The sequence below is a fragment of the Paracoccus sp. NFXS7 genome, assembly GCF_040148865.1.
GTDB classification, from domain to species: domain Bacteria; phylum Pseudomonadota; class Alphaproteobacteria; order Rhodobacterales; family Rhodobacteraceae; genus Paracoccus; species Paracoccus marcusii.
Window position 1 is genome coordinate 143248 of record NZ_JAKEKV010000004.1, and the last position, 17595, is coordinate 160842.

Here is a 17595-nt window from a genome sequence, read left to right on the forward strand (position 1 = left end):
GAAAGACTGCGCCATGTCGATTTCCGCCCCCATCACCGCCACCGCCGACTGTCCCGTCAAGGCGCTGCTGCGCCGTCCCGGCGGGTCGCTGGCCATGCTGACCGATGCCAAGGGCGGCTTTCCCCGCCGCCCCGGCGCGATGATGGCGCTGTGGCCCGATGGCGGTCGCGTGGGCCGTCTTGGCGCGGGCTGCATCGATGCGGACATCGCGGCGCATCTGGACGCGCCCGGCCCGGTGACGCGGCTGACCTATGGCGTGGGCGGCCCCGTCGATCTGCCGCTGCCCTGCGGCGGCACGGTGCAGATCGCGCTGATCCATAAGCCCGACCCCGACTGGTTGGGCGCCATCTGGGACGACCGCATCCGCCGGCGGACCGGCAGATGGTGCCTGAACCTGCGCACCGGTGCGCCCTGCCGCGCGGGCGATCCCGACCCCGACGACTTTTCCCTGGTCCTGCCGCCGCCTCCCGCGTTCCAAATCCATGGAGAGGGGGACGAGGCGCAGGCCCTGACCACCCTGGTCGCGGCGATGGACATGCCCGTGATGGGACAGGATGCGACGCCGGATGCCCATACCGCCGTGGTAACGCTGTTTCACGACCACGACCGTGAACTGCCCGCGCTGGCCCGCGCACTGCGGTCAGAGGCGTTCTACATCGGCGCGCTGGGGTCGCGGCGGGCGCAGGCGGCACGGCTGGCGGCACTGACCGAACAGGGGTTCGACCTGGCGACGCTGGACCGGATCACCGGGCCCATCGGCGTCGTCAGCCCGGCCCGCGATCCGCGCCTGATCGCGGCCTCGGCCCTGACCCAGATCCTGGCCGCCTACGAGGTGCTGACAGCGTGACCTGCACCGGCCTGCTGCTGGCGGCTGGTGCCTCGCGCCGTTTCGGTCCCTCGGACAAGCTGCTGGCGACGGTTGCGGGGATGCCGCTTGTAGCGCATGCCGCGCAGGCGATGCGGGCCACTCCCTTGGACGACCGCATCGCCGTCATCGCCAATCCCGCACTGGCACCGTTGCTGGATGGTTTCCGCATCATCCTCATCGCGCAGGGCCAGCAGTCCGACAGCCTGCGCGCGGGCCTGTCCGCTGCCGGCAATCCTGACCGCCTGCTGATCGCGCTGGGCGACATGCCCGACGTCACTGCGGCGCATCTGACGCAGATCGTCAGCCTGGCCGCGGGTGGTCTGCCGTCCTGCAGCCATGACGGTATCGCGTCCCTGCCCCCCGCCTGCTTTCCGCGCGACTGGCTGCCCCGGCTGGCGCAGCTGACCGGGGATCAGGGCGCGGGTCGGCTGCTGCGCGATCTTGCGCCGTCCAGACAGGTTCCCGCGCCGGGCCTTTTGCGCGACATCGACCTGCCCGAACAGATCAGCCCTCCGCCACCGACGCGGCCGCACGAAGCCACAGGGGGGTGCGGGGGGATGTGAAATCCCCCCGCCGTCGCGGGACGCAATTCAGCCCAACACCTCGGCGACCGCCTCGGTCGTGACGGCGACGATCCGGTCGGCCTCCTCGCGCGTCAGGCACAGGGGCGGGGCAAAGCCCAGGATGTCGCCCTGCGGCATTGCCCGCGCGATCACGCCGCGCTTCAGCATCGCCGCCACGACCTTGGCGCCCTTGCCCTCGGACGCGTCGAAAAAGCGCCGGGCATCGCGGTCCGCGACCAGTTCCACGGCGCACAGCATCCCTTCGCCGCGCACCTCTCCGACATGGGGGTGATCGCCCAGGGCCGCCTGCATCCGCGCGTTCAGATAGGCGCCGACGGTGCCCGCATTCCCGACCAGCCCCAGGCTGTCGATCAGCTTCAGGTTCGCCACCCCGGCCGCCGCGCCGATCGGATGGGCGGAATACGTCCAGCCATGCCCCATCACGCCGTTCTCGTCCGTGCCGCGCGCCAGCACGTCCCAGACGCGCTGGCCCACGATGCTGGCCGACAGGGGCGCATAGGCGCTGGTCAGGCCCTTGGCGCTGGTGATCAGGTCGGGGCGCATGCCGTAATGGTCCGACCCGAACATCGTTCCCAACCGGCCAAAGCCCGTCACCACCTCATCCGCGATCAGCAGGATGTCGTGGCGGTCCAGAACCTCCTGGATGGCGGGCCAGTAACCCGCGGGCGGCGGCACGATGCCCCCCGTGCCCAGCACCGGCTCTCCGATGAAGGCCGCAATGGTGTCGGCGCCGTGTTCCGCGATCAGCGCCTCCAGTTGCGCCACGCAATGGCCGACGAAGTCCGCCTCCGACATGGCCGCGTCGGGGCGGCGGAAATAGTACGGCGCCTCGGTATGGATCACCTGGTCCAGCGGCAGGTCGAACTTGGCGTGAAACAGCTGCAACCCTGTCAGCGATCCGGTCATCAGGCCCGACCCGTGATAACCCCGCCACCGGCTGATGATCTTCTTCTTCTTCGGGCGGCCCAGGATGTTGTTGTAATACCAGACCAGCTTGATGTTCGTCTCGTTCGCATCCGACCCCGACAGGCCGAAATAGACCCTCGCCATGCCCTGGGGCGCGCGGTCCATGACCATCTGCGCCAAGGTGATTGCGGCCTCGGACCCGTGGCCGGCATAGGCGTGGTAATAGGCCAGCTGATGCGCCTGATCGGCGATGGCCTGTGCGATCTCGGGGCGGCCATAGCCCACGTTCACGCAATAGAGGCCCGCAAAGGCGTCCAGCAGGCGGTTGCCGTCGCGGTCGGTGATGTGACAGCCCTCGCCCCCGGTGACGATGCGCTGCGGCGCTTCGCCCCGCGCGAATTGCGCCAGATGGGTCGAGGGGTGGAAAAAGCTCTCGCGGTCCCAACGGGCCAGTTCGTCATTCGTCAGCATCATCGCTCCTGTTCCTGCTGGGGGCAGGATAGGGCGGTGGGGCCCGAAGATTTCTCTGATCCGATGGGTCCTGCCCGAGGAAATCCCTGAACTTCAGCCCTCAAGCCGATGATGTTCCAGCATGGCGCCCAGGGCGGGCTGATCCTTGACCGGCTTGGTCACGATATAGCTGAAATAGCGCCTGACACCCGCGCCGCTGTCCAGCAGCCCGTCCATGAACCCCTGGAACGCGGCCACGTCTGGGGCGATCACCGACATCAGATAGTCGAACCCCCCGCCGATCGCCCAGCAGCCGGTGACGGCGTCCATGCGCGCGATCACCGCCTCGAACCGCTGAAAGCTTTCGCTGCGGTGCTGGTCCAGTTCGACCGTGACGAAGACCTGCACATGCGGCCCCAGGGCGGCAAGGTCGATCTGGGCGCGGTATCCCCGGATCAGGCCCGCCTGTTCCAGCCGCCGCATCCGGTCCCAGCAGGGGGTGGGCGACAGGTTCACGCGGGCGGCCAGGTCGGTCTTGGTGATGCGTCCCTCGCGCGACAGCACCGCCAGGATGGCGATGTCGCGGTCGTCCAGGCGCAGGCTGCGGGGCGGGATCATGGCGCGCATGTTCCCGCGCGCGGCCCGCTTGTCAATCCGCGCGCGGCGGGCGATCCTGCATCCCATGTCCCACTGGCCCCTGAGACGCACCGACATCACCCGCCCCGCCTATCGCAGCCTGGCCCAGGGTATCGCCGCGGCGATCGACTCGGGCAGCCTGCCGCCCGGCACGCGCCTGCCGCCGCATCGCGACCTGGCCTGGCAGCTGGGCGTCAGCGTCCAGACCGTCAGCCGCGCGTACGAGGAGCTGATCCGCGCCGACCTGATCTCGGGAGAGGTCGGGCGCGGCAGCTTCGTGCGATCCGGCCCGCGCGAGACGATCGAGGTGCCGTGGTTCCGCGCGCCCACCGACCGCCCGCCGATCGACCTGTCGATGATGACCCCCGTGGCGCTGCCCCAGATCCGCACGGCCTGGAGCGAGACGTTGCTGCGCCTGTCGGACCGTCTGCCCGATCCGGCGATGCTGTCCTTTCGCCCGCGCCAGACGATGTCGCTGTATGGCGGCATGGCCGCGGCGTGGCTGGCGCGCTGCGGGATGGTGGTCCCGGCGCAGCGGATCCTGATCACCAACGGGACCACGCCTGCGATGTTCGTCGCGCTGCAATGCGTGGCGTTGCCGGGTGACATCATCGCGACCGAATCCGCCACCTGCCACACGCTGCGGCCCGCGGCCCAGCATCTGCACCTGCGCCTGCAGGGCATCCCCGACGACGAACACGGCATGGACCCCGACGCGCTGATCCGGGCCGCGCGGGCGGCGGGCGGGCGGATGAAGGCGGTGTTCCTGCTGCCCTCGGGCGGGGGGCCGCGGGCGCGGGTGATGGACCGAGACCGGCGCGAGGTCCTGGCCCGCGCCGCGACCCAAGCCGGGCTGATGATCCTGGAAAGCGACCCCACGGGGCCGATGCCGCCGCGCCGCCCGCCCGCCCTGTCGGGATTCGCGCCGGAGCGCAGCTTCTATTTCACGGGCCTGTCGAAATGCCTGTCGCCGGGCCTGCGCCTGGGTTTTCTGGCGATGCCCGAAAAAATGGCAGAAGCTGCGCTGAACCGGCACCTGTCGATGGCCTGGATGGCCACGCCCCTGATGGCCGAGATCGCGCATGACTGGATCACCGGCGGCACGGCGGACGCGCTGCTGGCGGCGCAGCGCAGCGAACTGGCCGCAAGGAACCGGCTGGCCGTGCGCGTCCTGGGCCAGCGTGCGCAGGGGTTCCTGCACGGTTTGCACCGCTGGATGCCGCTGGACCCCGGCACCGACGAAGGCGCGGCCCTGGCCACCGCGCTGTCCCACCAGGTCGCGCTGGCGCCCGGCGCGGGCTTTGCGATCCTGCCCCAGGGGCCGGCGCTGCGCGTGTCGCTGGGCGGGGCCACGACGCGCGATCTTGAACAGGCGCTGCGCATCGTCTCGGCAGTTCTTCCGGGCTGAGGGCAGGACAATCGGGCGACCTGTTTGACTCTCGCGGTCAGAATTGTCATGATTTAATACATCAATTGACTTGGATTCCGCTTGTCCCGAACCATCGGGTCCAATCGGAACGGTCCGAAAGGTCCGAATCCTGCCGCAGAAGGGCCCGTGCGATCCGCGCGCAGGGCCCGCCCCAACAGGAGGTATCATGACCATCACCACCCGCCCCGCATTCCGCCTTGCCACCGCCAGCCTGACCGCCCTGATCCTGGGATCGGGGGCCGCCATGGCCGACACCTGGCGCTATGCCTTCGAGGAGGCGCTGGACGAGGTCCAGGGCGTCTATGCCCAGAAGTTCAAGGAGGAGGTCGAGGCCAATTCCGACCATGAGGTCCAGTTGTTCCCCTTTGGCACGCTGGGCGAATCCGACAACATCATGGAACAGACTCAGTCGGGCATTCTGCAGTTCGTGAACCAGTCGCCCGGCTTCACCGGATCGCTGATCCCCGAGGCGCAGGTGTTTTTCGTGCCCTATCTGCTGCCCGAGGATGACGACCAGCTGTTCGCCTTCTTCCGCAATTCCGAGGCGATCAACACGATCTTCCCCGAGCTGTACGCCCAGCAGGGGCTGGAGCTGCTGAGCATGTACCCCGAGGGCGAGGTGATGGTCACCTCGAACCGGCCCATCGCGGCGCCGGCCGATTTCGACGACGTCAAGGTGCGGGTGATGACCAACCCGCTGCTGGTCAGCAGCTATCAGGCGTTCGGTGCCACGCCGACGCCGCTGCCCTGGGGCGAGGTTTATGGCGGCCTGCAGACCGGCATCGTCGATGCGCAGGAGAACCCGGCCTTCTTCATCGAATCCACCCGCATGTACGAGGTGCAGGACCACATCACCCGGCTGGGCCACAACAACTTCACCACTGCGCTGATGGCCAACCAGGAGTTCTTCGAGGGCCTGTCCCCCGAGGACCAGCAGGTGGTTCGCGACGCCGCCAAGACGGCGTTCGACCACATCATCGAATATCAGCAGGGCCTGACCGAAGCGTCGCTGGAGAAGATCACCGCCGACCGCCCCGAGGTCACCGTGACCACCCTGACCGAGGAGCAGCGCGCGCCCTTCCGCGACACCGCCGCCCAGGTCGAGGAGACCTTCCTGGAGATCGGCGGTCCCCGCGCACAGGAGGTCCTGGACCAGATGAAGGCGGACCTGTCCGCCGCGGCCCAGGGCTGATCCCGGTGCCCCGTCCCGGCCTGCGGGGCGGGGCGCCTAAGCGAACGATGATGGACAGGTGGCCATGACGCCAGAGACCAAAGGTGACCGGCCCCCAGGCCCGGCCGACTACCCGGACATCCTTGCCGCGGCCGAGGCGACGCAGGCGCAGGACGACATCGACGATGCGCTGTACGAATCCGGTCTGCCCGGCGTCCTGGGCGTGGCCGACCGCGCCGTCGCCCGGCTGGAGGCCGTGGCGCTGGCGATCGGCGTGCTGGCGATGGCGTTCAACACCGTCGCCAATGTCGTCGGCCGCTTCGTCTTTGGCCGCTCGCTTTATTTCGCCGAAGAGGTCAACCAGGCGCTGATCGTCCTGGTGACGTTCGCCGGCATGTCCTATGCCGCGCGGCACGGGCGCCACATCCGCATGTCGGCCATCACCGACGCGCTGCCGCCCAGGGCGCGCAAGGCGATGCTGGTGGCGATCTCGGCGCTGACTGCGGTGCTGCTGCTGGTGCTGGCGTGGTTCGCGCTGTCCTATGTCATGAGCCAGGCGGGCCGGGGCAGGGTTCTGCCCGCGCTGCGCATCCCGCAATGGTGGATCATCGTCTGGGTTCCCGCCGGCTTCTTCCTGACCGGCCTGCAATACGCGCTGACCGCGCTGAAGAACCTCAGGGACCCCGACATCTGGCTGTCGACCGCCGTGCGCGACGGGTACGACCTGCCGCAGAAGGACGCCGACGCATGACCACCGCCATCCTGGGCACGATGATCGTGCTGCTGCTGCTGGGCTTTCCGATGATGGTCCCGCTGATCGTCGCGTCGGTCGTGGGCTTCGTCGCGATCTTCGGCGGCATCGGCCACCTGGAGACGCTGGTCCAGCAGGTCATTGCGGGCATCCAGCCCGCCAGCCTGATCGCGGTGCCGATGTTCATCTTCGCGGCCGAGATCATGACCCGCGGCCAGTCCGCGGGCCGCCTGATCGACGTGGTCATGGCCTTTCTGGGCCACGTCAAGGGCGGGCTGGCCATCTCGACCGCGGGGGCCTGCACCATGTTCGGCGCGGTGTCGGGGTCGACGCAGGCCACGGTCGTTGCGGTGGGCGGCCCGATGCGGCCGCGCCTGCTGAAGGCGGGCTACAGCGACCGGTTCACGCTGGCGCTGATCATCAACGCATCCGACATCGCCTTTCTGATCCCGCCGTCGATCGGCATGATCATCTATGGCGTGGTGTCGGGGACATCGATCGCAGAGCTGTTCCTGGCGGGGATCGGGCCGGGGCTGCTGATCCTAGTGATGTTCTCGATCTATTCGTATGTCTATGCGGTGCGCCACAATGTGCCGACGGAACCGCGCATGCCCTGGCCCGACCGGCTGCGCGCGGTGCGCCGTGCCATCTGGCCGATGGGCTTTCCGGTGCTGATCATCGGCGGCATCTATGGCGGGGTCTTCTCTCCGACCGAGGCCGCGGCCGCCTGCGTCCTCTATGCCCTGGTGCTGGAAATGCTGGTCTTTCGACAGGTGTCGCCCCGCCAGCTGTTCGCGACCGCCAAATCGACCGGGCTGATCACCGCGGTGGTGTTCATCCTGGTCGGCGCCGGCGCGGCCTTCAGCTATGTCATCAGCTTCGCCCAGATCCCGCAGGAGATCCTGGCCGGCATCGGCATCGACGGCATGGGCCCTTATGGCGTGCTGTTCACCATCTCCATCGCGTTCTTCATCGGCTGCATGTTCGTGGACCCGATCGTGGTGATCCTGGTGCTGGTGCCGATCTTTGCGCCGGTGGTGCAGGCGACGGGGCTGGACCCGGTGCTGGTCGGCACGATCATCACCCTGCAGGTCGCCATCGGCAGCGCCACGCCGCCCTTCGGCTGCGACATCTTCACGGCCATCGCGGTGTTCCGCCGGCCCTACTGGGAGGTCATCCGCGGCACGCCGCCCTTCGTGATCATGCTGCTGACGGTATCGATCCTGCTGATCTTTTTCCCGCAGATCGCGTTGTTCCTGCGCGACCTGTCCATCGACGGGTAAGGGGAGCCGCATGCAGGACAATCTGAACCGGTTCGGGCTGGTGGCCCTGGCCACCGACCTGACGATCGAGGGTGACGCGGCCAGCCTGATGCCGCCCGGAACCCGGCTGCACGTCACGCGCATCGCCTTCGACAACCCCACGACCGAGGACAACCTGCGCGCCACCGGCCCGCGCCTGCGCGACGCGGTGGATCTGCTGGTGCCGGGCGTGGCGCTGTCGGGCATCGGCTTCGGCTGCACCTCCGCCGCGGCGGTGCTGGGCGACACGATGGATGCGCTGGCCGGGGGTCGCGCGCCGGTGACCACGCCCGCGGGCGCGGCGCTGCGGGCGTTCGCGGCGCTGGGCGTGGCGCGGGTCGCGCTGATGACGCCCTATCTGGCGGCGACGACCGACCTGGTCGGCGATCATTTTGCATCCCACGGCATCGACGTCGTCCGCCGGTCGTCGATGGGTCATGCCGACGACCGCGACATGGCCATGCTGAACCCGACCGAGATCACCGAGATGGCGCTGGCCAGTGACCATCCCGACGCGCAGGCGCTGTTCATGTCCTGCACCGCGCTGCCCGCGCTGGACCTGATCGACACGCTGGAGGGGCTGCTGGGCAAACCGGTCGTCACCTCGAACCAGGCGCTGTTCTGGGCGATGCTGGACCGCGCGCGCATCCCGGGCCGCGGGCCGGGCGCGCTGTTCCGCACCCGCAGCTGGTAATTCACCCCCCGACGCAAGGTCCGTCCCATGCCTGAACTGCAACGCACGCCCGAACGTTTCGCGACCGAGGAATACGAGGCCCGGCTGGCCGGCACCCGCGCCCGCATGGCGCGCCAGGGCCTGGACGCGCTGATCGTCAGCGACCCGTCCAACATGGCCTGGCTGACCGGCTATGACGGCTGGTCGTTCTATGTGCATCAATGCGTGATCGTCGGGCCGTCGGGCCCGCCCGTCTGGTTCGGGCGCGGGCAGGACGCGCAGGGCGCGCTGCGTACCGTCTGGATGCCCGAGGACGCGATCATCGGCTATCCCGACCATTACGTCCAATCGACCGAGCGTCACCCGATGGAATACCTGGCCGCCCGTCTGACCGATCTGGGCTGGAACCGGGGCACCATCGGGGTCGAGATGGACAACTACTGGTATTCGGCCAAGGCCAATGCCTGCCTGGCGGCGGGCATGCCCGATGCGCGGCTGACGGATGCCGCGTCGCTGGTCAACTGGCAGCGCGCCGTCAAGACGGAGAAGGAACTGGAATACATGCGCAAGGCCGCGCGCATCGTCGAGCGCATGCACCGCCGCATCGCCGACAAGGTCGAGGTCGGCATGCGCAAATGCGACCTGGTGGCCGAGATCTATGATGCGGGCCTGCGCTATGACGAGTGGTCGGGGCATGGCGGCGATTATCCGGCCATCGTGCCGCTGCTGCCGTCGGGGCCGGATGCGGGGGCGCCGCACCTGACCTGGGACGACCAGCCGATGAAGCCCGAGGAGGGCACCTTCTTCGAGATTGCCGGCTGCTATCAGCGATACCACGTGCCGCTGTCGCGCACGATCTTTCTGGGCACGCCCCCCGACGCCATGCTGGAGGCCGAGAAGGCCGTCCTGGAGGGCATGGACGAGGGGCTGGAGGCCGCCCGCGCCGGCAACACCTGCGAGGATGTCGCCAACGCCTTCTTCCGGGTGCTGGACCGCCACGGCATCGTCAAGGACAACCGCACCGGATACCCGATCGGCCTGTCCTATCCGCCCGACTGGGGCGAACGCACCATGTCGCTGCGCCGGGGCGACAAGACCGTGCTGAAGCCGGGCATGACGTTCCATTTCATGACAGGGCTGTGGATGGACGACTGGGGGTACGAGACGACGGAATCGATTATCATCACCGATGGCGCGCCCGACCTGTTCTGCACCCTGCCGCGCCGGATGCTGGTGAAGGGATGACCGCGATCACACCCACCATACCGCTTGACGCGCCGGGCAAGCATCACGGCTTTCTGCGTCTGCCCTACAGCCGCAACGACAGCGCCTGGGGCAGCGTGATGATCCCGCTAACGGTGATCCGTGGCGGCGACGGGCCCACCGCCTTGCTGACCGGGGGCAATCACGGTGACGAATACGAAGGCCCCCTGGCGCTGCAGCAGCTGGCATGGGAGCTGGAGCCCGCGCAGGTGATGGGCCGCGTGATCATCCTGCCCGCGATGAACGCGCCCGCGGTCGCGGCGGGTACGCGGGTCAGCCCCATCGACGGGGTGAACATGAACCGCGCCTTTCCGGGGCGCCCCGACGGTTCGGTCACGCAGAAGATCGCGGATTACCTGGCGACGGTCCTGGTGCCCGCCGCCGACCTGGTGCTGGATTACCATTCGGGGGGCAAGACGCTGGACTTTCTGCCCTATGCCGCGGCGCATTACCTGGACGACGCGGATCAGCAGGCGGCCTGCGTGGCCGCGATGCGGGCCTTTGGCGCGCCCTGGTCGATGATGATGCGGGAAATCGACGCGGTGGGCATGTTCGACACGACCGTGGAACAGCAGGGCAAAGTCTTCGTCACCACGGAACTGGGCGGCGGCGGCACGGCCACTGCGGCGACCGTGTCCATCGCGCTGCGCGGGGCACGCAACGTGCTGCGCCATGCGGGCATCCTGTCCGGCCCGGTCGAGGGGGTGGACGACAGTCGCATGCTGGACATGCCCGACGATGCCTGCTTCCACTTCGCGCCCCAAGGCGGGTTGCTGCACCCCCTGGTCGATCTGGGTCAGGACGTGGCCGAGGGGCAGCCGCTGGCCTGCATCTGGCCCGTGGACCGCACCGGCATCGCGCCCGTGACGGTCTGCGCGAACCGCCCCGGCCTGCTGGCTGCGCGGCACTTTCCGGGGCTGGTGCAGACCGGCGACTGCCTGGCGGTGGTGGCCGTCCCCGCGCCCTAGCGCGCGATCGCGTCGATCAGGTCGGCCAGAGCCTGCGGGTCGGACTGGAAGGGCGAATGCCCCCAGGGCCGGTGGTGCAGGTGATCGACCGGCGCGCGGTCCAGCATCGCGCGCTGCGCGGCAGGCAGGATGGCGCGGTCCCGGTCGCACAGGACATAATGGCGGGTGGTCTGCTTGCGCGGGCCCGGCAGCGTGTCGCGCAGCGGGCCGACCGGCTGGGGCCGCAGGCGGGACAGATCGGCGTCGGCGCAATCGTCATACAGCATCGCCCGCGCGGCGTCTGGCGGCAGAACCAGCCGCCCCAGGTCGTCGCGCGGCCAGTTCCGGGGCGGCGCGGGGATCAGCCTGTCCAGCGACGCCACGCTGTCGCCCGGTAACGGCAGATAGGAACACAGGTGGATCAGCACCCGCGGTGCCGGGTCCATCGCCTCGGCCAGCATGCCGCCCAGGGAATGACCCACCACCACCGGCGCCCAGGGCAGGGCCGCGGCGCAGGTGGCCAGGGTGTCGCCCGCGACATCGGGACAGGCCACGCGCCAGGCTTGCGCCCGCAGCAGGGCCGCGGTCCGGTCCCAGCACCAGCCGCCGTGCCATGCTCCGTGGATCAGCAGGATATCGGTCATGCGCCGACCCTGACCCTCGACGGCCCGCGCGGCAAGTCCTTGACCGCGCCCGCCCGGACGCGCCTGATGGCGGCCAAAGGGGGACCGCGCATGATCGACAAGCTGGAGATGTTCCTGGCCGTGGCCAAGGAGGGCCATTTTGGCCGCGCCGCCGCGACCATCGGCGTGACCCAGCCCACCCTGTCCGCCGGGATCAAGCAGCTGGAGGAGAGCCTGGGCGTCCTGCTGATCTTTCGCGGATCGCGCTATGGCGGGCTGACACCCGAGGGGCAGCAGGCCCTGGTCTGGGCACGGCGCATTGTGGGCGACACCCGCCAGCTGCGCGACGAGATGCGGGCCGTCCGCCACGGCCTGTCGGGCCGGCTGCGTATCGCGGTCATTCCCACCGCGCTGACCTGGGCCGCGCGGATCAGCGCCCGGTTCGGGGCGGCGCATCCGAACGTGGGCTTCACCATCCTGTCGCGCACCTCGGCCGAGATCCTGCAGATGATCGACGACCTGGAGGTGGATGCCGGCATCTCGTATCTGGACAACGAACCGCTGGGCCGGGTCAGCAGCGTGCCGCTGTACGACGAACGCTATCTGCTGGTCGCGCATCAGGATCACCCGCTGGCGGCGCAGGCGCAGGTCGCGTGGTCTGATCTGGACGGTCAGCGGCTGTGCCTTCTGTCCCAGGACATGCAGAACCGCCGCATCATCAACCGCACCCTGACCGCCGCAGGCGTGGTGCCGCAGGCCACGGTGGAATCGAATTCCACCGTGGTGCTGGTGTCGCATGTGATGGCCGGTGGCTGGCTGACTATCCTGCCCGAGGATATCGCCGGTTTCCTGGCGCAGGGCAAACCCTTGCGCCTGATCGCGCTGGAAGGGTCGGCACCGGGCCACGCCGTGGGCCTGATCGCCCCTTGGAGAGAGCCGCACACCCCGGTTCTGGAGGCGCTGCTGAGCGAGGCGCGGCGCATGGTTTGATAGAAATGCTCTATCGTTCAACGGAACTGCGATATTGATTTCAGATGATCCCCGCTGTCTTCTGGGGAACGGATATCTGAAAGGCCAGCCATGCTGAACGACGCGCCAGCCCCGACCGCGGACGAGATCCGCGATGTCGTCACCCCCCTGACCGCGCTGGAGGGGCCGCTGCTGCCGATGCTGCATGCCATCCAAGCGGAATGGGGGCACGTGCCGCAAGCCGCCGTGCCGGTGCTGGCCGACGTGCTGAACCTGGGCCGGGCCGAGGTGCATGGCGTCATCAGCTTCTATCACGATTTCCGCGACCATCCCGCCGGGCGTCACATCCTGAAGATCTGCCGCGCCGAGGCCTGCCAGTCGATGGGCGGCGCCGCGATGGCCGCTGGCGTTCTGGACCGGCTGGGCGTGGACTGGCACGGGACCACCGCCGACGGGGCCGTGACGGTCGAGCCGGTCTATTGCCTGGGCCTGTGTGCCTGCGGTCCGGCCGCGATGCTGGACGGGCAGCTGATGGGTCGGGTCGACGGCGACCGGCTGGTCACCGCGCTGGAGGCCGCACGATGAGGATCTTTGTTCCCCTGGACAGTGCCGCCAAGGCGCTGGGTGCCGATGCCGTGGCCGATGCCCTGACGCAGCAGATCGCCGTGCGGGGTCTGGATGCCCAGGTCGTGCGCAACGGGTCGCGCGGCATGGTCTGGCTGGAGCCCCTGGTCGAGATCGAGGCCGACGGCCGGCGTGTGGCCTATGGCCCGGTGACGCCCGCCGATGTGGGCGCGCTGCTGGATGGCACGTTGCCCTGCCTTGGCCAAGTCGAGGACATTCCCTTCTTCGCGCGCCAGACGCGGCTGACATTCGCGCGCTGCGGGCTAATCGACCCGCTGGACCTGGACGAATACGAACGCCATGGCGGTCTGGCGGGGCTGCGCCGCGCGATCGGCATGGACGGCGCGGCCATCGTGGCCGAGGTCACGGCCAGCGGGCTGCGCGGGCGCGGCGGCGCGGGCTTTCCGACCGGCATCAAGTGGAAGACCGTGGCCGATGCGGTCGCCGATCAGAAATACATCGTCTGCAATGCCGACGAGGGCGACAGCGGCACCTTCGCCGACCGGATGATCATGGAGGGCGATCCCTTCACCCTGATCGAGGGGATGGCGATCGCCGCCCTTGGGGTCGGGGCGACGCGCGGCTATGTCTACATGAGGTCGGAATACCCCGTGGCGATCGACGTGCTGGAACGCGCGGTCGTCATCGCCCGCCAGCGCGGCATGCTGGGTGCGGATGTGCTGGGCTCGGGGCGGGACTTCGACATGCAGGTGCGGGTCGGCGCCGGCGCTTATGTCTGCGGAGAGGAGACCAGCCTGCTGAACAGCCTGGAGGGCAAGCGCGGCACGGTGCGCGCCAAGCCCCCGCTGCCCGCGCTGGAAGGGTTCCTGGGCAAGCCGACGGTCGTCAACAACGTCATCAGCCTGGCCACCGTCCCGGTGATCTTCGAACGGGGCGCGCAGGCCTATGCCGATTTCGGGCTGGGGCGGTCGCGGGGCACCGTGACCCTGCAGATCGCCGGCAACGTCGCGCGCGGCGGCCTGTTCGAGACCGCCTTCGGGATGTCGCTGGGCGAGGTCGTCAACGACATCGGCGGCGGCACCGCGACCGGGCGTCCGGTCAAGGCCGTGCAGGTCGGCGGGCCGCTGGGCGCCTATATGCCCGTCAGCAAGTTCGACACGCCGATGGGATACGAGGATTTCGATGCCGCGGGCGGGCTGATCGGCCATGCTGGCCTGGTCGTGTTCGACGACAGCGCGGACATGCTGCAGATGGCGCGTTTCGCGATGGAGTTCTGCGCTGTCGAATCCTGCGGCAAGTGCACGCCCTGCCGGATCGGCGCCGTGCGCGGGGTCGAGACGATCGACCGCATCGCCGCGGGCGATCCGGGTGCCGCCGCCCTGCTGACCGATCTGTGCGAGACGATGAAGGACGGGTCGCTGTGCGCCCTGGGCGGCTTCACGCCCTATCCGGTCATGTCCGCGCTGACGCAATTTCCCGACGATTTCGCCACCCATAAGGAGGCCGCGGAATGAAAGACTTCATCATCCCGGAATTCGCGCCCGGCGACGACCGCGACATGGGCACGCCTGCGCGCAGCGGCGCCCCGGTCGCCCTGACAATCGACGGCATCGCGGTGATCGTGCCCGAGGGAACGTCGGTGATGCGCGCCGCCATGATGGCCGACGTGCAGATCCCCAAGCTGTGCGCCAGCGACAACATGGAGGCTTTCGGGTCGTGCCGCCTGTGCGTGGTCGAGATCGAGGGGCGGCGCGGCACGCCCGCATCCTGCACGACCCCCGTCGCCGAGGGGATGGTGGTCCACACGCAGTCCGCCAAGATCCGCAAGCTGCGCAAGGGCGTGATGGAGCTGTATATCAGCGACCACCCGCTGGATTGCCTGACCTGTTCGGCCAATGGCGATTGCGAGTTGCAGGACACGGCCGGGCAGGTGGGCCTGCGCGACGTCCGCTATGCGCCGGGCGACAACCATTTCGATCCGTCGGGAACGGGCGCGCGGTCGCAGGCCGAGGCCCGGCTGCGCGGGGGGCATGACAACCCGCAGTTTATCCCCAAGGACAACTCCAACCCCTATTTCACCTATGATCCCAGCAAGTGCATCGTCTGTTCGCGCTGCGTGCGGGCCTGCGACGAGGTGCAGGGGACGTTCGCCCTGACCATCGAGGGCCGGGGCTTTGACAGCCGCGTCAGCGCCGGGACCAGCGCCGACGATTTCTTCTCCAGCGATTGCGTCAGCTGCGGTGCCTGCGTGCAGGCCTGCCCGACCGCGACCCTGCAGGAGAAGTCGGTGGCCGAACTGGGCACGCCCACGCGGTCGGTCATCACCACCTGCGCCTATTGCGGCGTCGGCTGCAGCTTCAAGGCCGAGATGAACGGCGACCAGCTGGTGCGCATGGTGCCCTACAAGCACGGCAAGGCGAACCGCGGGCACAGCTGCGTCAAGGGGCGGTTCGCCTATGGCTATGCCGCCCACCAGGATCGCATCCTGAAGCCGATGATCCGCGAGCGGATCGAGGATCCGTGGCGCGAGGTCGCCTGGGACGAGGCGCTGGCCTTTGCCGCCGAGCGGATGCGCGGGATCCAGGAACGGCACGGGCGGCGGTCGGTGGGGGTCATCACCTCCAGCCGCTGCACCAACGAGGAGACCTATCTGGTCCAGAAGCTGACCCGTGCGGTGTTCCTGAACAACAACACCGACACCTGTGCGCGGGTGTGCCATTCGCCCACGGGATACGGGTTGGGCAAGACCTTCGGCACCTCGGCCGGGACGCAGGATTTCGACAGCGTGGAACAGACCGACGTGGTGCTGATCATCGGGGCCAACCCGACGGACGGCCATCCGGTCTTTGCCAGCCGCCTGAAGAAGCGCCTGCGCCAGGGGGCCAAGCTGATCGTCGTCGATCCGCGCCGCACCGACATCGTGCGTTCCGCGCATGTCGAGGCATCCCATCACCTGCCGCTGCGCCCCGGCACCAACGTCGCCGTCATCAGCGCCATGGCGCATGTGATCGTGACCGAGGGGCTGATGGACGAGGCCTATATCCGCGACCGCTGCGATTGGGACGAGTTCCAGCATTACGCCGAGTTCATCGCCGATCCCCGCCACGCCCCCGAGGCGACCGAGACGCTGACCGGCGTGCCCGCCGCAGAGCTGCGCGCCGCCGCACGGCTGTTCGCGACGGGCGGGAACGGCGCGGTCTATTACGGGCTGGGCGTGACCGAGCACAGCCAGGGGTCGACGACCGTGATGGCGATCGCGAACCTTGCGATGCTGACCGGCAATATCGGGCGGCCCGGCGTGGGCGTGAACCCGCTGCGCGGTCAGAACAACGTGCAGGGCGCCTGCGACATGGGGTCGTTCCCGCACGAGCTGCCGGGATACCGCCACGTCAAGATGCCCGACGTGCGCGCGATCTTCGAGAACGCCTGGGGGGTCCAGATCGACCCCGAGCCGGGCCTGCGCATTCCCAACATGCTGGATGCCGCGGTCGAGGGGACGTTCAAGGGCCTGTACTGCCAGGGAGAGGACATCCTGCAATCCGATCCCGACACGCATCACGTGGCGGCGGGCCTTGCCGCGATGGAATGCGTGATCGTCCACGACCTGTTCCTGAACGAGACGGCGAATTACGCGCATGTCTTCCTGCCCGGGTCGTCGTTCCTGGAGAAGGACGGGACCTTCACCAATGCCGAACGCCGTATCAACCGCGTGCGCAAGGTCATGGCGCCCCGCAATGGTTATGAGGACTGGGAGATCACCCAGATGCTGGCCAACGCGATGGGGGCGGGGTGGCAATACACCCACCCGTCCCAGATCATGGACGAGATCGCCGCGACCACGCCCAGCTTTGCGGGCGTCAGCTATGAGCGGCTGGAGGAGCTGGGCTCGGTGCAGTGGCCCTGCAACGAGGCCGCGCCCACGGGCACGCCGCTGATGCATGTCGACGGGTTCCAGTCGGGGCGCGGGCATTTCGTGATCACCGAATACATCCCGACCGACGAACGCACCGGACCGCGGTTCCCGCTGCTGCTGACCACCGGGCGCATCCTGTCGCAATACAATGTGGGCGCGCAGACCCGGCGGACCGAGAACACCGCCTGGCACGGCCAGGACGTGCTGGAGATCCATCCGCATGACGCCGAGACCCGCGGTATCCGCGACGGCGACTGGGTCCGGCTGGCCAGCCGGGCGGGGGAGACCACGCTGATGGTGACGCTGACCGAACGGGTGTCGCCGGGGGTGGTCTATACGACCTTCCACCATCCGGCGACGCAGGCTAACGTGGTGACGACCGATTTTTCGGACTGGGCGACGAATTGCCCGGAATACAAGGTCACCGCGGTGCAGGTCAGCCCCTCGAACGGTCCGTCGGACTGGCAGGAACGCTATACTGCACAGGCCGAAAGGTCGCGGCGGATCCTGTCAGCCGCGGAGTGAC

At 68.7% G+C, this 17595-nt stretch carries 16 protein-coding genes; 13 read left to right on the plus strand and 3 right to left on the minus strand.

All coding sequences use genetic code 11. The features are described from left to right. Positions 1-13: 13 nt before the first annotated feature. Both LZ686_RS09170 and LZ686_RS09175 read left to right on the plus strand, forming a co-directional pair. On the plus strand, positions 14-847 hold the full coding sequence (locus tag LZ686_RS09170; protein ID WP_349547575.1) for an XdhC family protein: 834 nt from the start codon (positions 14-16) through the stop codon (positions 845-847). Next, a complete protein-coding gene (locus tag LZ686_RS09175; RefSeq protein ID WP_349547576.1) occupies positions 844-1431 on the plus strand; it encodes a nucleotidyltransferase family protein in 588 nt (195 codons plus the stop codon). Before LZ686_RS09170 ends, LZ686_RS09175 begins: the two co-directional genes overlap by 4 nt. Before the next feature lie 27 nt (positions 1432-1458). Here LZ686_RS09175 and LZ686_RS09180 read toward each other — a convergent pair whose 3' ends face one another. Together LZ686_RS09180 and LZ686_RS09185 are read right to left on the minus strand one after the other, a co-directional pair. Next, positions 1459-2829 (minus strand): aspartate aminotransferase family protein, encoded by a 1371-nt coding sequence (locus LZ686_RS09180; RefSeq protein WP_349547656.1) that lies wholly within the window; start codon positions 2827-2829, stop codon positions 1459-1461. A gap of 93 nt (positions 2830-2922) precedes the next feature. Next, positions 2923-3426, minus strand: a complete 504-nt coding sequence (locus LZ686_RS09185; RefSeq protein WP_349547577.1) for an Lrp/AsnC family transcriptional regulator — start codon at positions 3424-3426, stop codon at positions 2923-2925. Here LZ686_RS09185 and ehuR point away from each other — a divergent pair. The 7 genes from ehuR (at position 3425) to doeB (ending at position 11000) form a co-directional block, all read left to right on the plus strand. Further along, on the plus strand, positions 3425-4852 hold the full coding sequence (ehuR, locus tag LZ686_RS09190) for a MocR-like ectoine utilization transcription factor EhuR (RefSeq protein WP_349547578.1): 1428 nt from the start codon (positions 3425-3427) through the stop codon (positions 4850-4852). The two genes, LZ686_RS09185 and ehuR, sit on opposite strands and share 2 nt — an antisense overlap. 187 nt (positions 4853-5039) lie before the next feature. Further along, positions 5040-6065: a TRAP transporter substrate-binding protein gene (locus LZ686_RS09195; protein ID WP_139597512.1), complete on the plus strand. Its 1026-nt coding sequence runs from the start codon at positions 5040-5042 to the stop codon at positions 6063-6065. Positions 6066-6129: 64 nt separating this feature from the next. Further along, positions 6130-6795 carry a TRAP transporter small permease gene (locus LZ686_RS09200; RefSeq protein WP_349547579.1) on the plus strand — a complete coding sequence of 222 codons (666 nt, stop codon included), beginning with the start codon at positions 6130-6132 and terminating at the stop codon, positions 6793-6795. Next, positions 6792-8078 carry a TRAP transporter large permease gene (locus LZ686_RS09205; protein ID WP_349547580.1) on the plus strand — a complete coding sequence of 429 codons (1287 nt, stop codon included), beginning with the start codon at positions 6792-6794 and terminating at the stop codon, positions 8076-8078. Before LZ686_RS09200 ends, LZ686_RS09205 begins: the two co-directional genes overlap by 4 nt. A gap of 10 nt (positions 8079-8088) precedes the next feature. Continuing rightward, a complete protein-coding gene (locus LZ686_RS09210; RefSeq protein ID WP_349547581.1) occupies positions 8089-8790 on the plus strand; it encodes a maleate cis-trans isomerase family protein in 702 nt (233 codons plus the stop codon). Between the two features lie 27 nt (positions 8791-8817). Continuing rightward, entirely contained in the window at positions 8818-10014 is a 1197-nt protein-coding gene (gene doeA / locus LZ686_RS09215; RefSeq protein ID WP_349547582.1) for an ectoine hydrolase DoeA, read from the plus strand. After that, positions 10011-11000, plus strand: coding sequence for a N(2)-acetyl-L-2,4-diaminobutanoate deacetylase DoeB (gene doeB, locus LZ686_RS09220; RefSeq protein WP_127898323.1), 990 nt, complete (start codon positions 10011-10013; stop codon positions 10998-11000). Before doeA ends, doeB begins: the two co-directional genes overlap by 4 nt. Here doeB and LZ686_RS09225 read toward each other — a convergent pair. Next, complete coding sequence (locus tag LZ686_RS09225; protein ID WP_349547583.1) at positions 10997-11623, minus strand: alpha/beta fold hydrolase; 627 nt, start codon at positions 11621-11623, stop codon at positions 10997-10999. The two genes, doeB and LZ686_RS09225, sit on opposite strands and share 4 nt — an antisense overlap. Positions 11624-11713: 90 nt before the next feature. On the opposite strand from LZ686_RS09225, the gene LZ686_RS09230 reads away from it, so the two are divergent. From LZ686_RS09230 to fdhF, 4 genes are all read left to right on the plus strand, one after another. Beyond that, on the plus strand, positions 11714-12592 hold the full coding sequence (locus tag LZ686_RS09230; RefSeq protein WP_139597519.1) for a LysR family transcriptional regulator: 879 nt from the start codon (positions 11714-11716) through the stop codon (positions 12590-12592). Between the two features lie 90 nt (positions 12593-12682). Next, positions 12683-13156: a formate dehydrogenase subunit gamma gene (locus LZ686_RS09235; RefSeq protein WP_045999367.1), complete on the plus strand. Its 474-nt coding sequence runs from the start codon at positions 12683-12685 to the stop codon at positions 13154-13156. After that, a complete protein-coding gene (locus LZ686_RS09240) occupies positions 13153-14670 on the plus strand; it encodes a formate dehydrogenase beta subunit (protein WP_349547584.1) in 1518 nt (505 codons plus the stop codon). Before LZ686_RS09235 ends, LZ686_RS09240 begins: the two co-directional genes overlap by 4 nt. Further along, a complete protein-coding gene (gene fdhF, locus LZ686_RS09245; RefSeq protein WP_349547585.1) occupies positions 14667-17594 on the plus strand; it encodes a formate dehydrogenase subunit alpha in 2928 nt (975 codons plus the stop codon). Before LZ686_RS09240 ends, fdhF begins: the two co-directional genes overlap by 4 nt. Position 17595: the final 1 nt, after the last annotated feature.

What these genes read in the sequence shown, in the direction of transcription:
- LZ686_RS09230 (WP_139597519.1), top strand. Translation starts at nt 11,714, where the DNA reads ATGATCGACAAGCTGGAGATGTTCCTGGCCGTGGCCAAGGAGGGCCAT.
- LZ686_RS09205 (WP_349547580.1), top strand. Translation starts at nt 6,792, where the DNA reads ATGACCACCGCCATCCTGGGCACGATGATCGTGCTGCTGCTGCTGGGC.
- doeB (WP_127898323.1), top strand. Translation starts at nt 10,011, where the DNA reads ATGACCGCGATCACACCCACCATACCGCTTGACGCGCCGGGCAAGCAT.
- LZ686_RS09210 (WP_349547581.1), top strand. Translation starts at nt 8,089, where the DNA reads ATGCAGGACAATCTGAACCGGTTCGGGCTGGTGGCCCTGGCCACCGAC.
- LZ686_RS09180 (WP_349547656.1), bottom strand. Translation starts at nt 2,829, where the DNA reads ATGCTGACGAATGACGAACTGGCCCGTTGGGACCGCGAGAGCTTTTTC.
- LZ686_RS09195 (WP_139597512.1), top strand. Translation starts at nt 5,040, where the DNA reads ATGACCATCACCACCCGCCCCGCATTCCGCCTTGCCACCGCCAGCCTG.
- LZ686_RS09200 (WP_349547579.1), top strand. Translation starts at nt 6,130, where the DNA reads ATGACGCCAGAGACCAAAGGTGACCGGCCCCCAGGCCCGGCCGACTAC.
- doeA (WP_349547582.1), top strand. Translation starts at nt 8,818, where the DNA reads ATGCCTGAACTGCAACGCACGCCCGAACGTTTCGCGACCGAGGAATAC.
- LZ686_RS09235 (WP_045999367.1), top strand. Translation starts at nt 12,683, where the DNA reads ATGCTGAACGACGCGCCAGCCCCGACCGCGGACGAGATCCGCGATGTC.
- LZ686_RS09185 (WP_349547577.1), bottom strand. Translation starts at nt 3,426, where the DNA reads ATGATCCCGCCCCGCAGCCTGCGCCTGGACGACCGCGACATCGCCATC.
- fdhF (WP_349547585.1), top strand. Translation starts at nt 14,667, where the DNA reads ATGAAAGACTTCATCATCCCGGAATTCGCGCCCGGCGACGACCGCGAC.
- LZ686_RS09225 (WP_349547583.1), bottom strand. Translation starts at nt 11,623, where the DNA reads ATGACCGATATCCTGCTGATCCACGGAGCATGGCACGGCGGCTGGTGC.
- LZ686_RS09170 (WP_349547575.1), top strand. Translation starts at nt 14, where the DNA reads ATGTCGATTTCCGCCCCCATCACCGCCACCGCCGACTGTCCCGTCAAG.
- ehuR (WP_349547578.1), top strand. Translation starts at nt 3,425, where the DNA reads ATGGCGCGCATGTTCCCGCGCGCGGCCCGCTTGTCAATCCGCGCGCGG.
- LZ686_RS09240 (WP_349547584.1), top strand. Translation starts at nt 13,153, where the DNA reads ATGAGGATCTTTGTTCCCCTGGACAGTGCCGCCAAGGCGCTGGGTGCC.